At 69.5% G+C, this 20,187-nt stretch carries 17 protein-coding genes and 1 pseudogene; 12 read left to right on the forward strand and 6 right to left on the reverse strand.

The features are described from left to right. Positions 1–2 precede the first annotated feature (2 nt). Positions 3–560 carry a GNAT family N-acetyltransferase gene (locus M2437_RS23040; protein WP_253388774.1) on the forward strand — a complete coding sequence of 186 codons (558 nt, stop codon included), beginning with the start codon at positions 3–5 and terminating at the stop codon, positions 558–560. 147 nt (positions 561–707) lie between these two features. Here the strand turns inward: M2437_RS23040 and M2437_RS23045 are convergent, their stop codons facing one another. Then, positions 708–896: a hypothetical protein gene (locus M2437_RS23045; protein WP_003604239.1), complete on the reverse strand. Its 189-nt coding sequence runs from the start codon at positions 894–896 to the stop codon at positions 708–710. Between the two features lie 273 nt (positions 897–1,169). Between M2437_RS23045 and M2437_RS23050 the strand changes: the two genes are divergently transcribed. The 6 genes from M2437_RS23050 to M2437_RS23075 all read left to right on the forward strand — a co-directional run bounded on the left by M2437_RS23050 (position 1,170) and on the right by M2437_RS23075 (position 7,208). Further along, on the forward strand, positions 1,170–2,618 hold the full coding sequence (locus M2437_RS23050; protein WP_253388775.1) for a homospermidine synthase: 1,449 nt from the start codon (positions 1,170–1,172) through the stop codon (positions 2,616–2,618). Positions 2,619–2,707: 89 nt separating this feature from the next. Beyond that, positions 2,708–3,268 carry a Uma2 family endonuclease gene (locus M2437_RS23055; protein WP_253388776.1) on the forward strand — a complete coding sequence of 187 codons (561 nt, stop codon included), beginning with the start codon at positions 2,708–2,710 and terminating at the stop codon, positions 3,266–3,268. A gap of 71 nt (positions 3,269–3,339) precedes the next feature. Then, on the forward strand, positions 3,340–3,906 hold the full coding sequence (locus M2437_RS23060) for a Uma2 family endonuclease (RefSeq protein WP_253388777.1): 567 nt from the start codon (positions 3,340–3,342) through the stop codon (positions 3,904–3,906). A 25-nt stretch (positions 3,907–3,931) separates the two neighbouring features. Beyond that, the gene (locus M2437_RS23065) at positions 3,932–4,273 is read left to right on the forward strand and encodes a hypothetical protein (protein ID WP_003604234.1); all 342 of its coding nucleotides are present in this window, start codon (positions 3,932–3,934) and stop codon (positions 4,271–4,273) included. A 6-nt stretch (positions 4,274–4,279) separates the two neighbouring features. Next, positions 4,280–5,131 carry a DUF1206 domain-containing protein gene (locus tag M2437_RS23070; protein ID WP_003604232.1) on the forward strand — a complete coding sequence of 284 codons (852 nt, stop codon included), beginning with the start codon at positions 4,280–4,282 and terminating at the stop codon, positions 5,129–5,131. 103 nt (positions 5,132–5,234) lie between these two features. After that, positions 5,235–7,208 carry a nucleoside-diphosphate sugar epimerase/dehydratase gene (locus M2437_RS23075; RefSeq protein WP_253388778.1) on the forward strand — a complete coding sequence of 658 codons (1,974 nt, stop codon included), beginning with the start codon at positions 5,235–5,237 and terminating at the stop codon, positions 7,206–7,208. 19 nt (positions 7,209–7,227) lie between these two features. On the opposite strand, the gene M2437_RS23080 is transcribed toward M2437_RS23075, so the two are convergent. After that, a complete protein-coding gene (locus M2437_RS23080) occupies positions 7,228–7,632 on the reverse strand; it encodes a winged helix-turn-helix transcriptional regulator (protein ID WP_003604228.1) in 405 nt (134 codons plus the stop codon). A gap of 76 nt (positions 7,633–7,708) precedes the next feature. Here M2437_RS23080 and M2437_RS23085 point away from each other — a divergent pair, with 76 nt between their 5' ends. Beyond that, positions 7,709–8,320, forward strand: coding sequence for an FMN-dependent NADH-azoreductase (locus M2437_RS23085; RefSeq protein WP_253388779.1), 612 nt, complete (start codon positions 7,709–7,711; stop codon positions 8,318–8,320). 4 nt (positions 8,321–8,324) lie between these two features. Here M2437_RS23085 and M2437_RS23090 read toward each other — a convergent pair whose 3' ends face one another. Further along, positions 8,325–9,248 carry an NAD-dependent epimerase/dehydratase family protein gene (locus tag M2437_RS23090; RefSeq protein ID WP_015950795.1) on the reverse strand — a complete coding sequence of 308 codons (924 nt, stop codon included), beginning with the start codon at positions 9,246–9,248 and terminating at the stop codon, positions 8,325–8,327. An 11-nt stretch (positions 9,249–9,259) separates the two neighbouring features. Next, the gene (locus tag M2437_RS23095; protein ID WP_253388780.1) at positions 9,260–10,291 is read right to left on the reverse strand and encodes an MraY family glycosyltransferase; all 1,032 of its coding nucleotides are present in this window, start codon (positions 10,289–10,291) and stop codon (positions 9,260–9,262) included. 300 nt (positions 10,292–10,591) lie between these two features. Between M2437_RS23095 and M2437_RS23100 the strand changes: the two are divergent. From M2437_RS23100 to M2437_RS23110, 3 genes and pseudogenes are all read left to right on the forward strand, one after another. Continuing rightward, positions 10,592–13,523, forward strand: a pseudogene (locus tag M2437_RS23100) (EAL domain-containing protein). A gap of 180 nt (positions 13,524–13,703) precedes the next feature. Further along, on the forward strand, positions 13,704–14,072 hold the full coding sequence (locus M2437_RS23105; RefSeq protein WP_253388782.1) for a hypothetical protein: 369 nt from the start codon (positions 13,704–13,706) through the stop codon (positions 14,070–14,072). 43 nt (positions 14,073–14,115) lie between these two features. Further along, on the forward strand, positions 14,116–15,057 hold the full coding sequence (locus M2437_RS23110; RefSeq protein WP_253388783.1) for a ferredoxin reductase domain-containing protein: 942 nt from the start codon (positions 14,116–14,118) through the stop codon (positions 15,055–15,057). Between the two features lie 19 nt (positions 15,058–15,076). Here M2437_RS23110 and M2437_RS23115 read toward each other — a convergent pair whose 3' ends face one another. Next, complete coding sequence (locus M2437_RS23115) at positions 15,077–15,424, reverse strand: hypothetical protein (protein WP_277570388.1); 348 nt, start codon at positions 15,422–15,424, stop codon at positions 15,077–15,079. Between the two features lie 241 nt (positions 15,425–15,665). Next, positions 15,666–18,200, reverse strand: coding sequence for a glycogen/starch/alpha-glucan phosphorylase (locus tag M2437_RS23120; protein WP_253388785.1), 2,535 nt, complete (start codon positions 18,198–18,200; stop codon positions 15,666–15,668). Between the two features lie 328 nt (positions 18,201–18,528). Here M2437_RS23120 and M2437_RS23125 point away from each other — a divergent pair, with 328 nt between their 5' ends. Further along, a complete protein-coding gene (locus M2437_RS23125) occupies positions 18,529–20,154 on the forward strand; it encodes an alpha-amylase family glycosyl hydrolase (protein ID WP_253388786.1) in 1,626 nt (541 codons plus the stop codon). The last annotated feature ends 33 nt before the right edge of the window (positions 20,155–20,187 follow it).

Consider the following 20,187-nt stretch of genomic DNA (forward strand, 5'->3'; position numbering starts at 1 on the left):
CCGTGATCCAGATCCGCAATGAAACCGCCTCCGATGTCGTGGCCCGCGAGCACCTGCTCGACGCCTGCTTCGGCCCCGGCCGCTTCCTGAAGACCTCGCAGCGCCTGCGCGAGGGCCGCCTTCCAGCGCGCGGCCTCGCCCTCTCGGCTGTGCGGGGCGAAAAACTCGTCGGCACCGTGCGGCTGTGGGATGTCGAGACCGGCTGCGGCCGGCCGGCCCTGCTGCTCGGCCCGCTCGCGGTCGATCCGGAGGTTCAGGGCGCCGGCCTCGGCGGAACGCTGATGCGGGCCGCGCTCGCCGAAGCGGCGGCGTTCGGCCACGGCGCCGTGCTGCTGGTGGGGGATGCGCCCTATTATGCCCGCTTCGGCTTCGCCCCGGAGAAGGCAGCAGGGCTCTACATGCCCGGTCCGTTCGAGCGCGAGCGCTTCCTCGGACTGGAACTGGCGGCCCATGCGCTCGCGGGCGCAGAGGGCGTGCTGCGCGCGACCGGCGCGTTCGAGCGGCTGCCGGAGGTCGCGGCCGAGGCCACCGCGGTCGTGGCACGACGACACGCCGCCTGAGGCGAGGCCGGGCTGCAGCGCCCGCTTCCCGTCATGGGATTAAGTGCGAAACAGGGCCCGTCGACCCGCAGGAGCGGCGGCGGACCCTGATCCGGTCGATGGTGGTCGTCATGGAATAGACCGGGAGCACCGGCACGGATCACCGGCTCAGCGGTGATAGGGCCAAGCGGTCGCGGAGAAGGACAGGCGGCTGGCACCCTCGTGGAAGGCGCGGGCCTGGCCGGCGGCCGTACGTCCGGCGCGGACGAGGGCGGCGAGGAGTGTGATGATGCCCGGATCGCGATCGATCGTCTCGATTTCGGGATGGATGGACGGTGCGGTGAGGACGGTCAGCATGGTGCGGTTTCCTTGTGCGTGCTGTCGGCCCTTGAGCGTCACTCCCTTGTTGCAGTGCAGCATAGACAGACTTTTCGGCACACGCCTCCGACGCCATCCGAGCCCAGACCTGCACTCACCTCATAGCTGAAAACCTGGAATCTTCACGGTTCCGCAACATCCAAGCGGACCGACCGGTTGACCGGCAGACGCCGAACCGTCATCCGCTCGTCACTTCCAAGCATCAATCACGCCGCTCTCAAGCAACGAGCAGCCCGACAGGAGTGTCCGCGCATGTCCGATGGCCCGAAGAAGGATTGGCCCGTCCACGGTCGCATCACCGGCCCGATCGTGATGATCGGTTTCGGCTCGATCGGCCGGGGCACCCTGCCCCTCATCGAGCGCCATTTCGAGTACGACAAGGGCCGCTTCACGGTCATCGATCCCGTCGACACCCATAAAGATCTCGCCGACAAGCACGGCCTGCGCTTCGAGAAGGTCGCGCTCACCAAGGAGAACTACCGCGACGTCCTCACCCCGCTCCTCACCGAGGGCGGCGGCCAGGGCTTCTGCGTGAACCTCTCGGTCGACACCTCCTCGCGCGACATCCTCGAACTCTGCCGCGAACTCGGTGCGCTCTACATCGACACGGTCGCCGAGCCGTGGACCGGCTTCTACTTCGACAAGGACCTGAGCCAGGCCGACCGCACCAACTACGCGCTGCGCGAGAACATCCTCGCCGCCCGCCGCGCCGCGCCCGGCGGCACGACCGCCGTCTCCTGCTGCGGTGCAAACCCCGGCATGGTCTCGTGGTTCGTCAAGCAGGCGCTGCTCAACGTCGCCAAGGACACCGGCTCCTCGACCCCTGAGCCGAAGACCCGCGAGGAATGGGCCGCGCTCATGCGCGAACTCGGCGTCAAGGGCATCCACATCGCCGAACGCGACACCCAGCGGGCCAAGAACCCCAAGCCCCAGGGCGTGTTCGTCAACACCTGGTCGGTCGAGGGCTTCGTCTCCGAGGGCAACCAGCCGGCCGAGCTCGGCTGGGGCACGCACGAGACCTGGAAGCCCGCCAATGCCCAGGAGCAGACCAAGGGCTCGCGCTGCGCGATCTTCCTGCTCCAGCCCGGCGCCGACACCCGCGTGCGCTCCTGGACGCCGACCGCGCAGGCGCAGTTCGGCTTCCTCGTGACTCACAACGAGGCGATCTCGATCGCGGACTACTACACGGTCCGCGAGGGTAACGAGGCGGTCTACCGTCCGACCTGCCACTACGCCTACCACCCGGCCAACGACGCCGTGCTCTCGCTGCACGAGATGTGGGGCAATGCCGGCAAGGTGCAGGAGCACCAGCACATCCTCGACGAGAACGAGATCGTCGACGGCATCGACGAGCTCGGCGTCCTCCTCTACGGCCACAAGAAGAACGCCTACTGGTACGGCTCGCAGCTCTCCATCGAGGAGACCCGGCGGATCGCCCCCTACCAGAACGCGACCGGCCTTCAGGTGACGAGCGCCGTGCTCGCCGGCATGGTCTGGGCGCTGGAGAACCCGGAGGCCGGCATCGTCGAGGCCGACGAGATCGACTTCCGCCGCTGCCTGGAAGTGCAGACGCCGTATCTCGGCCCGGTCGTGGGCGTGTACACTGACTGGACCCCGCTCACCGACCGTCCGGGCCTGTTCCCGGAGGACATCGACCCGAGCGACCCCTGGCAGTTCCGCAACGTGCTCGTGCACGGCTGAAGCCCCGCCATAGAACGCTCTTCGGGGCCGCCCTGTCCGGGGCGGCCCTTTTTTGTTACGGTTCGGGCCTTCGCACAGGAGGCTGAGCGATGGCTGTCGGCCCGCCGCGCGATACCCGCATGCGGGTCGCCGAGTATCAGGAATGGGTCGTCAGCCGCCCCGATCACGAGCGCTGGGAACTGATCGACGGCGTCCCCGTGTTGATGGCGCCCTCCAAGGACCGCCACCAAAGAATTGTCTACAACCTCCTGAGAGCACTCGGCGATCTCGCCGATGCAAGGGGATGCTGGGCCGTTCCAGGTCTCGGAATCCTGAGCGAAGCGTTCGATGATTATGCGCCCATCCCGGACGCCGTCGTCCGATGCGGCGCCGAATTGCCCGACGGCTATGCCGACGATCCGCTCCTGATCGTAGAAGTCCTCTCCCCCTCCACCCTCGTGCTGGACCGTGGCCGCAAGACCGAGTTCTATCAGTCCGTTCCCTCGCTCGCCGTACTCCTGCTCGTGCATCAGGACGAAGCGCGGGTGGAGGTCTGGCGCCGGGCGCCGGACTGGACGGTTGAAGTCGCCGGGCCCGGCGCGGTCATCGACCTGCCCGAACTCGGCGGCGTACTGTCCGTCGCGGAGGTCTATGCGCGCCTGACCTTCTGACCCCGCGCCGCAGGCCGCTTGCTTGGCTCCGGGGCGGTGCTAGCATCGCCTTCGTTTTCGGAGGTCTCACGATGGCGCTCGCCCTTCGGCGCGACCCCGGCATGCGGGTGGCGGAGTATCAGGCTTGGGTCGCCGACCTTCCGGACGAGGAGCGCTGGGAGCTGATCGACGGCGAGCCGGTGTCGATGGCGCCGCAGAGCGAGCGGCATCAGCAAATTGTATTGAACTTGGCGCGGCGGCTCTCCGACATGACCCGCGACCGCGGTTGCCGCGCGATTCCCGGCATCGCTGTGCTGAGCGACAGCATGGACACCTTCGCACCGATCCCCGACGTGGTGGTGCGCTGCGGACCACCGCTGAGGGACGGCTATGCCCGCGATCCCGTCCTCGTCGCGGAGGTGCTCTCGCCCTCGACCATGAGCCGGGATCGCGGCCGCAAGACCGATTTTTACCGGAGCATCGCCTCGCTCAAACTGTTCCTGATCGCCTATCAGGACGAGCCGCGCGTCGAGGTGTGGCGCCGTGAGCCCGAGGGCGGCTGGGCGTTCGAGGCCCACGGCCTCGGCGACGCGATCGACCTGCCAGAACTCGGCGGCCACTTGGCCGTTGCAGAGATCTATGACGACATCGCTTTCTAGACGACGAACCCGCGCGGGACCGGCCTTGCCCCATTTCGAAGACTTCTACGCCAACAAGCTGCGCGGCTCGCTCGGGGTCACCGATGCGGAATCGGTGCTCGATCTGCGCGGGGCCAACCGCCCGACCGCGGAGGCCTCGCTGACCGACATGCTGGAGCGCAGCCGCTTCGCCAAGGGCAAGACCGTGGCGATCCGCCTCGATCCACCGCCGGAGGGCGGGGGCGAGACCCTGTTCCAGCCGATCGGGCGCCAACTCCTCGATGCCAAGCGGCGCGGCTGGATCGAGCGGCTGCAGACCCTGCCCGCGGGCGACGGGCTCGGCTTCTACGTGGCGCTGGCCGGCAAGCCCGACCGCGAGCGCGACTGAACCGCCATGGCTTGGAGTCGGAACGACAACGCGTTGGAGCACCTCGCTCGCTTCGGTTACGGCGCGCGCGGCTTCGTCTACTGCGTCGTGGGAGCGCTCGCCGTGCTCGCCGCCCTCGGGCAGGGCGGATCGGCCGGCGACAGCAAGAGCGCGATCCGCGCGGTGCTCGGTGGCCCGTTCGGCGCCGTCATCGTCGGACTGATCGCGTTGGGCCTCGCGGGCTTCGCGCTGTGGCGCCTTTTCGAGGGCGCGACCGACGCGGATCGGCGCGGGCACTCGCCAAAGGCTTTGGCCGTGCGCGGCGCCCACCTGATCAGCGCCGTGATCTATGCCGGCCTCAGCCTCACCGCGGCCCGCCTCGCCTTCGGCATCGGCCGCGCCTCGGCCGGCGGCGATGGGGTGCAGGACTGGACCAAATGGCTGCTCAACCAGCCCCTCGGCCCCTGGCTCGTCGGGATCGTCGGGCTCGGCATCGTCGCCGCCGGGATCGGCTACGCCGCCAAGGCCTGGAAGGGCAACGTCACCGAACGGCTCTCCCTTCCCGCCGGCTCGGAGGCCTGGATCGACCGGCTCGGCCGGTTCGGCTACGCGGCGCGGGGGCTCGTCTTCCTGATGATCGGCGGCTTCGTCCTCACCGCCGCCTGGACGCAGGCCTCCTCCGACGCCACGGGCCTCTCGGGCGCCTTCTCGGCGCTGAGGGCGCAGCCCTATGGCTGGGTGCTGCTCGCCATCGTCGCCGCCGGCCACTTCGCCTTCGGCGCCTTCGGTCTGATCCAGGCCCGTTACCGCCATATCGACGCCCCGGATCTCGACCAGGGGAATGGAGCGGTCGCCAGGGCGGTCCGCGCGGCGCGTTGACATTCCCCCCGGTCGGCGCCGATACCGCGCTCCGCCTGGAGCATCGGCCTTGTGCCGAAAACCGGTCTCCATTGTTCGGGCCGATGCTCTGACACGAAGCACCATGCAGAAGCGCTCCCTCAAGACGGCGGTGATGGTCGTCCACGATCTCGCCGCGACCGCGGCGGCCGTGGTGCTGACCTTCGTCTTCCGCTTTCAGGACGGGGCGCTGGCCGAGCGCCTGCACGCGCTTCCGCTGCTGCTGCCGCCGTTCCTGGCCTATGCCGGGCTGATCTACGCGTGGTTCCGGCTCTACCGCACCAAGTGGCGCTTCGCCTCGCTGCCCGACCTCGCCGGCATCGTGCGCGCCGCGAGCGTCACCGCGCTGACGCTGCTCGTGCTCGACTACGTGCTGGTCTCCTCGAATCTCTACGGGTTCTACTTCTTCGGCAAGGTCGCCATCGTCCTCTACTGGGTCTTGCAGATCTTCCTGCTCGGCGGGCCGCGGCTGGCCTTCCGCTACCTGAAATACGCCCGCTCCCGGCAGAGCCAGGCCCGAACCGCCACCACGCCGACGCTGCTGCTGGGCCGCGGCACCGATATCGAGATCGTGCTGCGGGCGATCGAATCCGGCTCGGTCAAGCGGCTCTCCCCGAAGGGCATCCTCTCGCCGCGGGCGGACGAGGCGGGCCAGATGATGCGCGGCGTGCCCGTACTCGGCGGGTTTCGCGACCTCGAACAGGTGGTCGCAGACCTCGCTAATCGCGGCCTGCCGGTGCGCCGGCTCGTGGCGACGCCGAGCGCGCTGGCGCCCGAGTCCGAGCCCGACGATCTCATCGCCCGCGCCCGCCGTCTCGGCCTGCCGCTCGCCCGCGTCACCAGCCTCGGCGAGGGGATGCGCGACGCCGAACTCGCGCCGCTGGAGATCGAGGACCTGCTCCTGCGCCCCACCGTCGCCATCGACCGGCCGCGGCTCGAGCGCTTCCTCACCGGCGCCCGCGTCGTCGTCACGGGCGGCGGCGGCTCGATCGGCGCCGAGATCTGCGCCCGGGCGGTCGCCTTCGGCGCCTCGGCGCTGCTCGTCATCGAGAATTCGGAGCCGGCCCTGCATGCCGTCCTCAACGGGCCGGCCCTGCTCCACGCCGAGGCCGCGGTCGAGGGCGCGCTCGCCGATATCCGCGACCGCGAGCGGCTGCACGCGATCCTCCGCGATTTCCGGCCCACTTACGTCTTCCACGCCGCCGCGCTGAAGCAGGTGCCCTATCTCGAGCGGGACTGGGCCGAGGGCATCAAGACCAACGTGTTCGGCTCGATCAACGTCGCCGAGGCGACGGTGGCCGCGGGCGCCCGCGCCTTGGTGATGATCTCCACCGACAAGGCGATCGAGCCGGTCTCGCAGCTCGGCGTCACCAAGCGCTTCGCCGAGATGGTCGCCCAATCCCTCGACGCGGAGCGCTCCGGCCCCGAGGCGACCCGGCTCATCGCCGTGCGCTTCGGCAACGTGCTGGGCTCGGCCGGCTCGGTGGTGCCGGTGTTCAAGGCGCAGATCGCCCGCGGCGGGCCGGTCACGGTGACCCATGCCGAGATGGTGCGCTACTTCATGACCGTGCGCGAGGCCTCCGACCTCGTACTCACCGCCGCCTCCCACGCCGACGCGGAAGGGCGCGGCGATACCGGCGACCAGCGCGCGGCGGTCTACGTGCTGAAGATGGGCCAGCCCGTGCGCATCCGGGATCTCGCCGAGCGGATGATCCGCCTCGCCGGCTTCGAGCCCGGCGAGGATATCGAGATTCAGGTGACCGGCGCGCGGCCGGGCGAGCGGCTCAACGAGATTCTGTTCGCGAAGGAAGAACCGCGCGTGACGCTCGCCGGGATCGAAGGCGTCATGGCGGCCAAGCCGGTCTTCGCCGACCGCGCGGTGCTGGAAGGGTGGATCGCTCGCCTGCGCGAGGCCGTCACGGCGGGCGACCGGGCGGCGGCGGAGGCCGTGTTCGAGGAGGCGATCCCGGATTTCCGCAATCGCGCCGGGGCCGTTCCGAACACCAAGCCCGAGACCATCGCGCCGCCGGCGGCAGCCACCGAGGCGGCGACCGCCTGAGGCCTCGATTCCTTGAAGTTCAGGCCCCTTCGCCGCGGCGGTCGAAGCGGGCGCGGGCCTCCTGAATCTCCGGCAGGTGGGCGAAGGCCCAGGCGCCGAGCGCCTGGATCGGCTCCCGCAGCGAGCGCCCGAGTTCGGTCAGCTCGTAATCGACCCGCGGCGGGATCGTCGGGAAGATCGTGCGCGTCACGAGGCCGTCCCGCTCCAGCCCACGCAGGGTGAAGGTGAGCATCCGCTGCGAGATGCCGCCGATCATCCGCTTCAGCTCGTTGAAGCGCCGCGGACCGTCGCCCAGCATCATGACGACGAGGACGCTCCACTTGTCGCCGATCCGCGCGAGCACCGTGCCGACGAGGCGGCAATCCTGCCCGGAATGCTCGGGCCGCGGCGGTGCGTCGGTTCCCTCGATGTGCCCGGGTTCCAAGAATGTGCCTCCTTGCGCGCGGCTGACGGTGGTTATCTATAGCGCCTCGGTTCATTTCTGATACCGAGGATCAAACATGAAGCTCCTTCACGTCGACAGCAGCATCCTGGGGCCGCATTCCGTCAGCCGGACCGTCTCCGCCGCCATCGTGGACCGCCTGCGGGCGCAGCATCCCGGTCTCGGCGTCATCTACCGCGATCTCGCCGGGACGCCGCTGCCGCACCTCTCGGGCGCGGTCCTCGCCGGAGCGCAGCCCAACGCCACGAATACGCCCGACGTGCAGCACGACGTCGAACTCGGCCGGCAAGTGCTGGAGGAGTTTCTGGCAGCCGACATCGTGGTGATCGGCGCGCCGCTCTACAATTTTACCCTATCGAGCCAGCTCAAAGCCTGGATCGACCGCATCCTCGTGGCGGGCGTCACCTTCCGCTACGGGCCGTCCGGGGCCGAGGGCCTCGCCGGCGGCAAGCGGGTTATCGCCGTCGTCTCGCGCGGCGGCCTCTACGGGCCGGGCACGCCCGCCGCGGCGGCCGAGCACGCGGAGACCTATCTGCGCACGGTGCTCGCCTTCATCGGCATCACCGCGCCGGAGATCATCGTCGCCGAGGGTATCGCCCTGGGCCCGGAGGCCCGCGAGCGGGCTCTGGCTGGCGCCCTCGACGCCGCGGCGGCTCTCAAGGCCGCCTGAGCCCTCAACCGCCCGCCCGTGCCAGCGCCGCGAGCCCGTCCCGCGACGCTTGCGCCGGCCGCCAGCCCAGGGCCTCCAAGCCCTCGGCGCGGGCGACGAGCGAGCCGGACAGCCGGTCGAAGGCAGCCTCGCGGCCGGTGGCGCGGCAGGCGAGGCCGATCAGCGGCACCGGGCAGGGCAGCAGGCCGGGCCCGCGCCCGAGTCCGGCGCGGAGCGCGGCCAGCATCTCGGGCAGCGTCAGCGGGTCGGGATCGGCCACCACCAGCGGACGTCGCAGGGGGCCGGGGGCCTCCAGCGCCGTGGCCACCGCGCCCGCAAGGCTCTCGACCGAAACCAGCGAGCGGCGCCCGGCCAGGCTCGCGAGCGGCAGCGGATAGGGGGTGCGGGCGAGCTTCAGCAGGGCCGCCATGTTGCCCTTCACGCCGGCGCCGTAGACGAGCACCGGGCGCAGGGCGACCCAGTCGAGCCCGGTCTCGGCCAGGGCCTCTTCGGCGGCGAGCTTGGAGCGGCCGTAAGGATCGGTCGGCTCCGGCGCGTCCGCCTCGGAGAGGGGCACCGGGGCGCTCGAACCGGCCTGCGCGCGGATCGACGAGAGGAACACGAAGCGGCCCACCCGCGCCCGCTGCGCGGCGTCGGCGAGCTTGCGCGTCGCCTCGGTGTTGGAGTTGCGAAAATCGTCCTCGGGTGCGCCGGACATGGCGTGGGCGAGCCCGGCGGAATGCACCACCGCATCGACCCCGGTAAGCGCGGCGGCCATGTTCATCGGCCGGGCCAGATCGCCCACCACCGCGCCGCTGGCGCCCTCCGGCACCTCGACGGGACGCCGCAGCAGCACGCGGACCCGGTAGCCCCGCTCCGAGAGCGCCCGCAGCAGGTGGCGTCCGATGAAGCCGGTGGCTCCCGTCAGCGCGATCAGCTTTCCGCTCACCCGTCATCCCCTCACGCGCTGGCGGCCCGCGGCGTCGCGAACCGGCGCAGCAGCCACCCGACCAGCCCCGCCGCGAGGACGAGGCAAGCGAGCGTGACGGCCCGAGACGGCCAAAGCAAGGTCACGCCCGCCAGCGCGGCCAGCGCGACCTGCAGGGCAAAGACCCAGCCGACGGCCTCCCGTACGGAGAACCCGTTGACGGTGGCGACCTGATAATAGTGGCTGCGATGGGCCTGCCAGACGGCCTCCCCCCGCCGCAGGCGCCACAGCAGGGTGAGCGTCGCGTCGGCGATGGGATAGAGCGGCAGGATCAGCGCGGCGGCCAAGCCGCCTTCCAAGCCCTCTTGCAATCCCCCCTGCTCCGCGAGGCGGAACAGCAGCCACGCCACGATCAGCCCGATCGGCAGCGAGCCGACATCGCCCATGAACAGCCGCGCCACCGGCCGGTTGAACGGTGCAAAGCCGAGAAGGCCCCCGAGCAGGGCGCCGGCAACCAGCGTCGGCTCCGGCGCGTAGCGGCCCGCGAGGCCGAGGGCGAACAGGAAGGCGGTGGGCGGCACGAACTCGGCCAGCGTCATCCAGTCGAGCCCGTCCATGAAGTTGACGAGGTTCACGAACCAGAGCCCGGCAAGGATCGCGAAGGCCCGCTCCAGCCAGAGCGGGGCGTCCGGCAGCAGACGGCCCTCGACGGTGAGCACGACGGCGGCGACCGCGCCGGCCTGGATCACGAGTCGGAGCGAGGCTGGCAACGGCCGGATGTCGTCGACGGCGCCGACCACGGCGAGGGCGATCACCGAGAGCGCCAGCACCGGCAGCTCGACGCCCCCGAGCGCGATCCCGGTCGGCACGGCCAGGACGACCGCCGTGATCAGCGCGGCGGCGATGATCGCGATCCCGCCGCCCTGGGGCGTCGGCACCCGGTGGCTGGAGCGGGCATTGGGCCGCGCCAGGGCGTAGCGCCGCAGCAGCGGCTTCAGCAGAACGATCAGGCCGGCGGAGAGCAGCGCCGCCAGCGGGACGGTGAGGAGCGGAGCGAGGGTCATCGGATTGCGAGACGGCGCGCGACGGCTCTCCCCCGCCGAGGAGAGAGGGTTTCCGGGCTGCGTCTTCCGATCCTTCGCATGGTCACCGCTCTACCCGCCCGCATCGGTCCAAGCGAGGCCGCTACAGCCGATCCCAACTTGTTTTGGCCGCAAAGCCACGCGATCCGCGTCGCACGGTCCGCCGAAAGAGCGGTGGGTGGGCCGCGCGTCCCGGCCGGCTTGCCTTGCGGGGGCCGGAAGCCGCCGATACGACTTGGCCGCTCGCCCCCACCGCTCAAGCCGGTTGTCAAGAATCGCCCGTTGCGCACGCTTTCACTGGCCCTTGCCCTGGCCCTCGCGATCCTGGCGGCCGTGGCGGGCTCCCTCGCCGGCCTCATCGGGACCGCCGCCCCCGCCCACGCGGTCGAGGCCGTGCGCGTCACCCTCGACGCGCCGGCCATCGACCTGACGCCGACGATCGAGCGCTACCGCTCGGACGGCGACCTGATCCAGATCTCCACCGCCCCGGGCAAGGACGGGATCGTGCGGCGCATCGCGGTCAAGGCGCGCGAGGCGGGCGCGCGGCCGGACTGGATGGTGTTCGCGCTCACCAACGACACCGACGAGCAGATCGACCGCCTGCTGGTCGCCCCGCATTTCCGCCTCGTCGGCTCCGGGGTGATCTGGCCCGATCTCGGCGGCTCGCGCATCGCCGCGATCACCGCGAGCGAGGGCATCCGGCCCGAGCGCGACGAGAGCCTCGACGCAGACCAGTTCCTGATCACCATCGATCCCGGCACCACGGTGACCTACGTGGCCGAGCTGAAAGGGCCGAACATACCGCAGATCTACCTCTGGGATCAGGACGCCTACCGCAAGAAGACCTCGGGGCTGACGCTCTACAAGGGCATCATCATCGGCATTGCCGGGCTCTTGGCGCTGTTCCTCACCATCATCTTCGTGGTGAAGGGCGCGATCATCTTCCCCGCCGCCGCCGCGCTCTCCTGGGCGGTGCTGGCCTATGCCTGCATCGATTTCGGCTTCCTGCAACGGGTGTTTCCCGTCACCGAACTCGCCGAGCGGATCTACCGCGCCTCAGCCGAGGCCGTGCTCGGCGCGACCCTGCTGGTGTTCCTGTTCGCCTACCTCAACCTGTCGCGCTGGCACGTCCGCTACAGCCACGTCGCCTTCTTCTGGCTGACCTTCCTCGCCGGCCTCGTGGCGCTTGCGGTGTTCGACCCGCCCGTGGCGGCGGGCGTGGCGCGCATCTCCATCGCCGCGGTGGCTGGCGTCGGGCTCCTGCTGATCCTCTATCTCGCCGTGCATAACGGCTACGACCGCGCCATCCTGCTGGTGCCGACTTGGCTGCTGCTGCTGGTCTGGGTGGTGGCGGCGGGCTTTGCCATCACCGGGCAAATCGGCTCCGACCTCGTGCAGCCGGCGCTCATCGGCGGCCTCGTGCTCATCGTTATGCTGATCGGCTTCACGGTGATGCAGCACGCCTTTGCCGGCGGGGGCCTCAGCCACAGCCTCGTCTCGGACACCGAGCGCCGGGCGCTGGCACTGACCGGCGCGGGCGACATCGTGTTCGACTGGGACGTGCCGGGCGACCGTGTCTTCGCCGGCCCCGAGATCGAGGCCCAGCTCGGGCTCAAGCGCGGCGCCCTCGAAGGACCAGCGGCGAACTGGCTCGGCCTGCTCCATCCCTTCGACGTCGAGCGCTACTCGGCCGCCCTCGACACCGTGATCGAGGAGCGGCGCGGGCGCATCACCCACGATTTCCGCCTTCGCTCGGCCGACGGCCCCTACGCGTGGTACCGGCTGAAGGCGCGGCCGGTGATCGGCACCGATGGCGAGGTGATCCGCATCGTCGGCACGATCAGCGACGTGACCGAGGCGAAGACCGCCGAGGAGCGGCTGCTGCACGACGCGGTGCACGACAGCCTCACCGGCCTGCCGAACCGCGAGCTGTTCCACGACCGGCTGGAGGCCGCGCTGGCGATGGCGAGCCAGGATCCGCGCCTCAAGCCCGCGGTGATCGCCCTCGACATCGACCGGTTCAAGGCGATCAACGACGCCATCGGCCTCTCGGCGGGTGACTCGATCCTGCTGACGCTCTCGCGCCGGCTCGGGCGGCTGCTGCGGCCGCAGGACACGCTCGCGCGGGTCGCGGGCGACGAATTCGCGGTGATCCTGCTCTCGGAGCGCGAGCCCGACCGCATCCTCTCGTTCGCCGAGATGATCCGGCGCGCCATCGCCACCCCGGTGACCTATGCCGACCGCGAGGTGTTTCTCACCGTCTCCATCGGCATCGCCTTGCACGAGGCCACGCAAGGCGTGGGCAACCAGGGCAGCGGGCAGACGCGGCGCGAGGAGGTGTTCAAGAACGCCGAGATGGCGATGATCCAGGCCAAGCGCGGCGGCGGCGACCGGATCGAGGTGTTCCGCGCCAACATGCGCCTCGAACGCTCCGACCGGCTGATGCTGGAGGCGGACCTGCGCAAGGCTTTGGAGCGCAACGAGATCAAGGTGCTGTTCCAGCCGATCGTCCGGCTCGAAGACCGCACGGTGGCCGGCTTTGAGACGCTGCTGCGCTGGGACCATCCGAAGCTCGGGCGCATCCCGCCCTCCACCTTCCTGCCCGTGGCGGCAGGAGACCGGCGTCATAGTCCCGCTCGGCAATTTCGCCATCGAGCGCACGGCGCTGGAACTCGCCGCCTGGCAGCGCTCGCTCGACGTCGAACCGCCGATCTTCGCCTCGGTCAACGTCTCCTCGCGCCAGCTCCTGCGCCACGACCTCCTGCACGATGTGAAGACAGTGATCGCCCGCACCGGCGTGCTGCCCGGCTCGCTCAAGCTGGAAATGGCCGAGGGGCTGGTGATGGAGAACCCGGAATACGCCGCCCAGATGCTGACCCGCATCCACGATCTCGGCGCCGGGCTCGTCCTCGACGATTTCGGCACCGGCTACTCGGCGATCTCCTATCTCCAGCGCTTTCCCTTCGACACGATTAAGATCGACCAGAGCTTCGTGCGCCAGATGGGCCAGGGCCGCACCGCCATGCTGCGCTCTGTTCTGCGGATGGGGCAGGAACTCGGTCTGGCCACCATCGCCGAGGGCGCCGAGTCGGAGGAGGATGCGCAGGTGTTGCAGGAGTTCGGCTGCGATTACGCGCAAGGGGCAGCCTTCGGTGAGCCGATGACCGTGCTCCAGGCCCGCCAACTCGTCGGCGCCGCGCCCGAAGCGGCCTGATCCCGCAATGACGCGCAGGTCTCGCGCTTCGGTTTAAACCTCCCTTAACCATGTTGCGGGAAGGTCCATCCAAGTATCCGGGACGCCTCTTCGGCGGACCCGCCGGGTTGAGGATGGACGATGATCGAGGCGACGAGACGCAGGAGCCCGGCCCCCTCTGGCAGCGCGATGCGGCGCCTGATGACGCGGCCCATCCACGCGCATCTCGCCGCCGCGGTGCAGCCGCGGGCGGTCGCCGCCGAGGTTGCGGCCGAACCCGTGACGCAGGCTCCGGCGGACGCCGTGGCGCAGATCGTGGCGGACGCTCCGGTGGAGGCACCCGCCCCCCTGTCCTTCGTGCCCGAAGCGGATGCGGGTGAGGCGGATCTCGCGCGCCTGCGCCTCGAAGTGGCGGTGATGAAGGCCGCACTCGCCGCCGAGCGCCGGGAAAGCGAAGCCCTTCGGACCAGCCTCGGCCTCGCGGACGCGGAAACGCTGAGCGAGGAGGCGCGGGCCGTCCGCGCGCGCTGGGCCGCGCTGGTCGAGCGCCTGATCCACAATCCGCTCTGATCCCTTCAGAACATCTCTCATCCGATCGGAGCGGGTTGCCGCCATGCGTGCTCCCACGAGCGCCCGTTGTTCGCTTGTCGTCAACGGCCAGCCCCTGCGGGTCTCCCCCGGTGATACCTCCCTGGAGACCGCGCTGGCGGACGGGATGATCGGCCCGATGACCGGGCTGCTCGGCCAGGGCCCCGGCCCGGCCTCACGGCGGCTCCCCGTTCGGGCGCGGCGGGCGGAGGCGGTGACGCTGTCCGCGCCCGATCCGGACGCGACGATCCGGCCGGTCAAGACGCCGGTCCGGACGCTGGCGCGCCGCACCGGCAGCATCGACTCCATCACGGCGCTGGCGCCGCGGGTCCTTCAGGTGGTCGCAACCCTGGAGCGCCGGCTTCCTTTCGAGCCGGGCGACCAAGTGGTCATTACGCTCGAAGGCGGGCACCCGGTCACGCTCACGCCGACGCTCGGCGTCGAGGGCGGGGCGGAGTTGAACGAACTCGTCTTCCACCTGCGCGGCGAGAGCGCGGAGGATCTCACCGCCCTGTTCGGCTGCCCGGTCGAGCCCGGCCGTGCAGTGAAGGTGAAGGGTCCGGTCGGCAACGGCACCTATCGGCCCGGCGGCGGTCGCCTCGTGCTGGTGGCGGCAGAGACCGGGTTCGCCGGCATCTGGGCGATCGCCCGCGCCGCGCGCTACATCGAGCCGGCCCGCGAGATCTGCCTCGTGGTCGGCGCGCGCGATCCCCTCGATCTCTACATGCGCCCGTCGCTCGAATGGCTGCGCGCCACCGGCGTCACCCGCATCACGCTGGCCGCCGACCGCCACCGCCAGCGGGGACCCGACGTGCGCCCCGGCCCGCTCACCGCCCATATCCCGAGCCTGCGGACCACCGACGTGGTGCACGCCTCCGGCTGCCCCTCAACTCTCGGCGCGGTGGAGGTCCTGGCCGCGGCGGCGGGGGCGCGGTTCTATCCGATCCCGCTTGAACCGGGGGCGTAGACTCCCTCCGGCATCGGGTTCAGGGCTGCGCTTCCGCCCAGGTTATGACCGCCGAGATATGCCACGCATACACGGCGGCGATGAAGCAGAACATTGCGATCATCCCGATCCAGTACCAAGCCCCGGCTTGGGCTTCGACCTGCTTGATCTTCAGAAAAATCTGGGGAGCAATGACGACGATGATCGCGACCGGTATCCAGAGGCCGATCGTCTTATCGGCGTACCATGTCGGCCGTCCGTTGATGCCCAATTGCATGGGAACTCGGTCGGTTTGAATGCTCGCCGCACAATACAAATTCAGCAGCGACATCGCGGCGATCGTCGCCAGGCACGAGAACCAAGCGAGCCTCGGCAGTTTCAACACCACGACGTCGAGCCCCGGTCACCCTTGAACGGCCCTCACGCTAGGATCGACGGCGCGTCGTTTCAACCCTAGTTTGCATTTTGGGGCGGGCCTACGCAGAGTGAACCCGCTGCGATGTCGGTACTCACTGATAGCGATGTATGCATCGGACTCCCTGCGGGACAACCGACGACACACTCGAAATACGAAGGGCGAGAGGCGTATCCGCGCCTCTCGCCCTTCTGTCTTCATCGGAGGCGGACGGTCAGGCCACCTTCACCCGCCAGATCTCCTCGGCGTATTCCCGCATCGAGCGGTCGGAGGAGAACCACGCCATGCGGGCGGTGTTGAGGATCGCCGTCCGCCACCACTGGGCCGGGCGCTTCCAGGCCGCGTCGATCTCGCGCTGGACGCGCCAGTAATCCTCGAAATCGACCGTGGTCAGGTAGCGGTCGCCGTGGCGCAGCTCGTCCACGAGCGACGCGAAGCGGGCCGGATCGTCCGGCGAGAACGTGCCGTCGGCGATGGCGTCGAGCGCCGCGGCCAGCCGCGGCGAGGCCGCGATCGCCTTGGCGGCGTAGTCCGGCTCCTTCACGCGGGCGAGCACCCCTTCGGCGTCGAGGCCGAAGATGAAGATGTTCTCCCCGCCGACATGATCCTTGATCTCGATATTGGCGCCGTCGAGCGTGCCGACGGTGAGCGCGCCGTTGAGCGCGAGCTTCATGTTGCCCGTGCCCGAGGCTTCCATGCCGGCGGTCGAGATCTGCTCGGAGAGGTCGGCGGCCGGGATGATCACCTCGGCCAGACTCACCGAGTAGTTCGGGAGGAACACCACCTTCAGCCGGTCACCGATCTCGGGATCGGCGTTGACGACCTTGGCGATGTCGCCGGCCAGCTTGATGATGAGCTTGGCCTGGACGTAGCTCGGCGCCGCCTTGCCGGCGAAGATCTTGACCCGCGGCGTCCAATCCTCGTGGGGGGCCTTCTTGATCGCTTGGTAGAGCGCCACCGTCTCGATCAGGTTGAGGAGCTGGCGCTTGTACTCGTGGATGCGCTTGATCTGCACGTCGAACAGCGCCGACGGATCGACGGTGATGCCGGTGCGCTCGGCGATGACCTGGGCGAGGCGCTGTTTGCGGATTGTCCGCATCGCCGCGTAGCGCTGGCGGAACTCCGGATCGTCGGCGAACGGCACCAGCTTTTCGAGCTGCGTCGGATCATCGAGCACGCCCTCGCCCGCCGCCTCGACCGCCAGCGCCGTCAGTTCGGGATTGGCGTTGTGCAGCCAGCGGCGGAAGGTGATGCCGTTGGTCTTGTTGAGGATCTTCTCCGGCTCGATCGTGTGGAGATCCTTGAACACGGTCGTTTTCAAGAGCTCGCTGTGGAGCGCCGAGACGCCGTTGACCCGGCGCGAGCCGTGGAAGGCGAGCGGTCCCATGCGGACGCGCCGACCATTCGACTCGTCGATCAGCGAGACGGCGGAGATGTCGAACGTCCCACCCCGAACGTTCTTGCTCTGCTCCTCGAGGTGCAGCCAGTTGATCAGGTAGATGATCTGCATGTGGCGCGGCAGCAGCCGCTCCATCAGCTCCACCGGCCAGGTCTCCAGCGCCTCGGGCAGCAGGGTGTGGTTGGTGTAGTGCAGGGTGTTGGAGGTGATCTGCCACGCATCCTCCCAGGGGAGGTCGTGATCCTCCATCAGGATGCGCATCAGCTCCGGCACGGCGATGGCCGGGTGGGTGTCGTTGAGCTGGATCGCGGCGTGGTCGGGCAGGGAGCGTAGGGAGCCGCGCTCCGCCACGTGCCGGCGCACGAGATCCTGCAGCGAGGCGGAGGTGAAGAAGAACTCCTGGCGCAGGCGCAGTTCCTGGCCCTCGGCGGAGGAATCGCTCGGGTAGAGCACCCGCGAGATCGCCTCGGCCCGGGCCCGGCCGGCCACGGCGCCGACATGATCGCCGGCATTGAAGCGCGCGAGTTCGACCGGCGCGTCGGCTTCCGCCTTCCACAGGCGCAGGACGTTGACGTGTTTGCCCCGCCACCCGACGATCGGCACGTCGTGGGCCACGGCGTTCACGGTCTCGGCCGGGTGCCAATGGCGGCGGATGTGGTGGTCGCCCTGGCTCGTCATGGTGACGTGGCCGCCGAAGCCGACCTTGTAGGTTGCCTCCGGCCGCGGGAACTCCCACGGATTGCCTTCCGAGAGCCAAGTCTCCGGCGCCTCACGCTGCCATCCGTCTTCCAGTGACTGGCGGAACAGGCCGTGGTCGTAGCGGATGCCGTAGCCGGTCGCGGGGATCGACAGGCTCGCCATGCTCTCCATGAAACAGGCGGCGAGCCGCCCGAGGCCGCCATTGCCGAGCGCCGCATCGGGCTCGGCCCCCTCGACGCCGGCGAAATCGACGCCGAGGTCGAGCAGCGCGGCCTTGGTGGTCTCGACAAGGCCGAGATTGTTCATGGCGTCCGACAGAAGCCGGCCGATCAGGAATTCGAGCGAGAGATAATAGACCCGCTTCTCCGGCACGGTGGCGGCCTGCGCACCGTAGCAGGCGTCGACGATCCGGTCGCGCAGGGCCAGCGCCGTCGCGGCGAACCAGTCGCGCTCGCGGGCGGCCTCGGGCGTCTTGCCGAGCACGTAAAGGAGCTTGGAGCGGATGGCCTCGCGCAACTCCACCACCGCATCACCACCGGCAACGTGAAGGGGCTTAACATAGGTGGCGGCGGCCTTCGCCGTCTTCGCCGATGAAGCGGAAGTGTCCGCTTCGCCGTTCCTGACGAGAACGGACAGAGCTTCGTTCAGCACCTGGGTATCCCCCTTCGTTATAGCCGAGGATGTCGGTCGGACGCGGAGTGTGGCCGCTTCATGCGGCGGCACGATGATCCGCGACGTGGTCTGTCGCCCTGCCCCACCATGGTGTTGCCGGCCGGCGGACTTGTCGAGACACATGCGCGCAAACACATCATTCGCAAGTCGTGTGCCCGCAGGACTGTGTCACTGTAGACACATCGCGAGCACATCGGCCGGCGCCTCGCACGAGAGATGACACCGGCCGCTTGAAGGCTTGCTGAACGGCCCTACCCCACCCTGGAGCGATGCGCACGGCGTCGATGGCAACATCGAGGGAGGTCCGATGGGCGGTCCGGTATCTGGGGCGAACGGCTCCGAAGCGGCGTGGTGGAAGAGCGGGGCAGTCTATCAGATCTATCCCCGCTCGTTCCAGGACACGGACGGCGATGGCGTCGGCGACCTTCGGGGGATCACGGCACGGCTGGATTACCTCGCATGGCTCGGCGTCGATGCGGTGTGGATCTCGCCGTTCTACCGCTCGCCGATGGCCGATTTCGGCTACGACGTGGCCGATTATTGCGCGGTCGATCCGCTGTTCGGCACGCTGGAGGATTTCGACGCGCTGATCGCCGAGGCGCATCGGCGCAAGCTCCGCGTGATCCTCGATTTCGTGCCCAACCACAGCTCGATCGCGCATCCGTGGTTCACGGAGAGCCGGGCGAGCCGCGAGGCACGCAAACGCGACTGGTACATCTGGCGCGATCCGGCCCCTGACGGCGGACCGCCCAACAACTGGCTCTCGAATTTCGGCGGCCCGGCCTGGACCCGTGATCCGGCCACCGGCCAGTACTACTATCACGCCTTCCTGCCCGAGCAGCCGGACCTGAACTGGCGCAACCCCGAAGTGCGAGCGGCGATGCACGACGCCCTGCGCTTCTGGCTGGCGCGCGGCGTGGACGGCTTCCGCGTCGACGTGATCTGGCACCTGATCAAGGACGAGGGATTTCGCGACAATCCGCACAACCCCGATTTTCAGCCGCATCAGGCCGGGATCAACCGCTTCCAGCAGGTCTATTCCTGCGACCGGCCGGAGGTGCTCGACGTTATCGCCGGGATGCGCGCGGTCCTGCGCGAGTACGGCGAGCGGGTGCTGATCGGCGAGATCTATCTGCCGATCGAGCGGCTGGTGGCCTATTACGGGCCCGGTCTGACCGGGGCCGACCTGCCGTTCAACTTCCAGCTCATCCAGACGCCGTGGCGCGCCGACGCGGTGGCGGCTCTGGTGGGCGAATACGAAGCCGCCCTACCCGAGGGTGGCTGGCCGAACTGGGTGCTCGGCAACCACGATCAGCCCCGCATCGCCGCCCGCGTCGGCGAGGCGCAGGCCCGCGTCGCGGCAATGCTGCTGCTGACGCTGCGCGGCACGCCGACGCTCTATTACGGCGACGAGATCGGCCTCGCCCATGTTCCGGTGCCGCCCGAGCAGGCACAGGACCCGTGGGGGCGCAACGAGCCCGGCCATGGCCGCGACCCCGAGCGCACGCCGATGCAGTGGGAGGAGGCTCCGAATGCGGGCTTCACCTCCGGTACGCCGTGGCTGCCGCTCAGCGCCGATGCGGAGCGGCGCAACGTCGACGAGATGCGCGACGATTCCCGCTCGATCCTGACCCTCTACCGCCGGCTCCTGTCCCTGCGCCGCGACCATCCGGCCCTTTCGATCGGCGATTGGCGCGGCCTCCCGCTATCGCCCGATCACGCGGCCGAAGTCTTCGCGTTCGAGCGGGTTCTGGGTGGCGAGGTTTTACGCATCCTGCTCAATTTCGGTAGCTCGGAATGGGCGATTCCGTTGGAGGATGGGGGCTGGACGATCCTGCTCTCGACCCTTCCGGGACGGGCGGGCGACAGGGCCGACGGCAAGGCCCGGCTCGCACCGAACGAAGGCGTCATCCTCAAACCGGCAAGCCGATAGGACGGGCCGTTGCCGCGCTGCACCCTGCGCATT

It is taken from the genome of Methylorubrum pseudosasae (assembly GCF_029504475.1).
GTDB lineage: Bacteria > Pseudomonadota > Alphaproteobacteria > Rhizobiales > Beijerinckiaceae > Methylobacterium > Methylobacterium extorquens.

What these genes read in the sequence shown, in the direction of transcription:
- M2437_RS23095 (WP_253388780.1), bottom strand. Translation starts at nt 10,291, where the DNA reads ATGACCCTCGCTCCGCTCCTCACCGTCCCGCTGGCGGCGCTGCTCTCC.
- M2437_RS23125 (WP_253388786.1), top strand. Translation starts at nt 18,529, where the DNA reads ATGGGCGGTCCGGTATCTGGGGCGAACGGCTCCGAAGCGGCGTGGTGG.
- M2437_RS23075 (WP_253388778.1), top strand. Translation starts at nt 5,235, where the DNA reads ATGCAGAAGCGCTCCCTCAAGACGGCGGTGATGGTCGTCCACGATCTC.
- M2437_RS23085 (WP_253388779.1), top strand. Translation starts at nt 7,709, where the DNA reads ATGAAGCTCCTTCACGTCGACAGCAGCATCCTGGGGCCGCATTCCGTC.
- M2437_RS23070 (WP_003604232.1), top strand. Translation starts at nt 4,280, where the DNA reads ATGGCTTGGAGTCGGAACGACAACGCGTTGGAGCACCTCGCTCGCTTC.
- M2437_RS23110 (WP_253388783.1), top strand. Translation starts at nt 14,116, where the DNA reads ATGCGTGCTCCCACGAGCGCCCGTTGTTCGCTTGTCGTCAACGGCCAG.
- M2437_RS23105 (WP_253388782.1), top strand. Translation starts at nt 13,704, where the DNA reads ATGACGCGGCCCATCCACGCGCATCTCGCCGCCGCGGTGCAGCCGCGG.
- M2437_RS23060 (WP_253388777.1), top strand. Translation starts at nt 3,340, where the DNA reads ATGGCGCTCGCCCTTCGGCGCGACCCCGGCATGCGGGTGGCGGAGTAT.
- M2437_RS23050 (WP_253388775.1), top strand. Translation starts at nt 1,170, where the DNA reads ATGTCCGATGGCCCGAAGAAGGATTGGCCCGTCCACGGTCGCATCACC.
- M2437_RS23055 (WP_253388776.1), top strand. Translation starts at nt 2,708, where the DNA reads ATGGCTGTCGGCCCGCCGCGCGATACCCGCATGCGGGTCGCCGAGTAT.
- M2437_RS23045 (WP_003604239.1), bottom strand. Translation starts at nt 896, where the DNA reads ATGCTGACCGTCCTCACCGCACCGTCCATCCATCCCGAAATCGAGACG.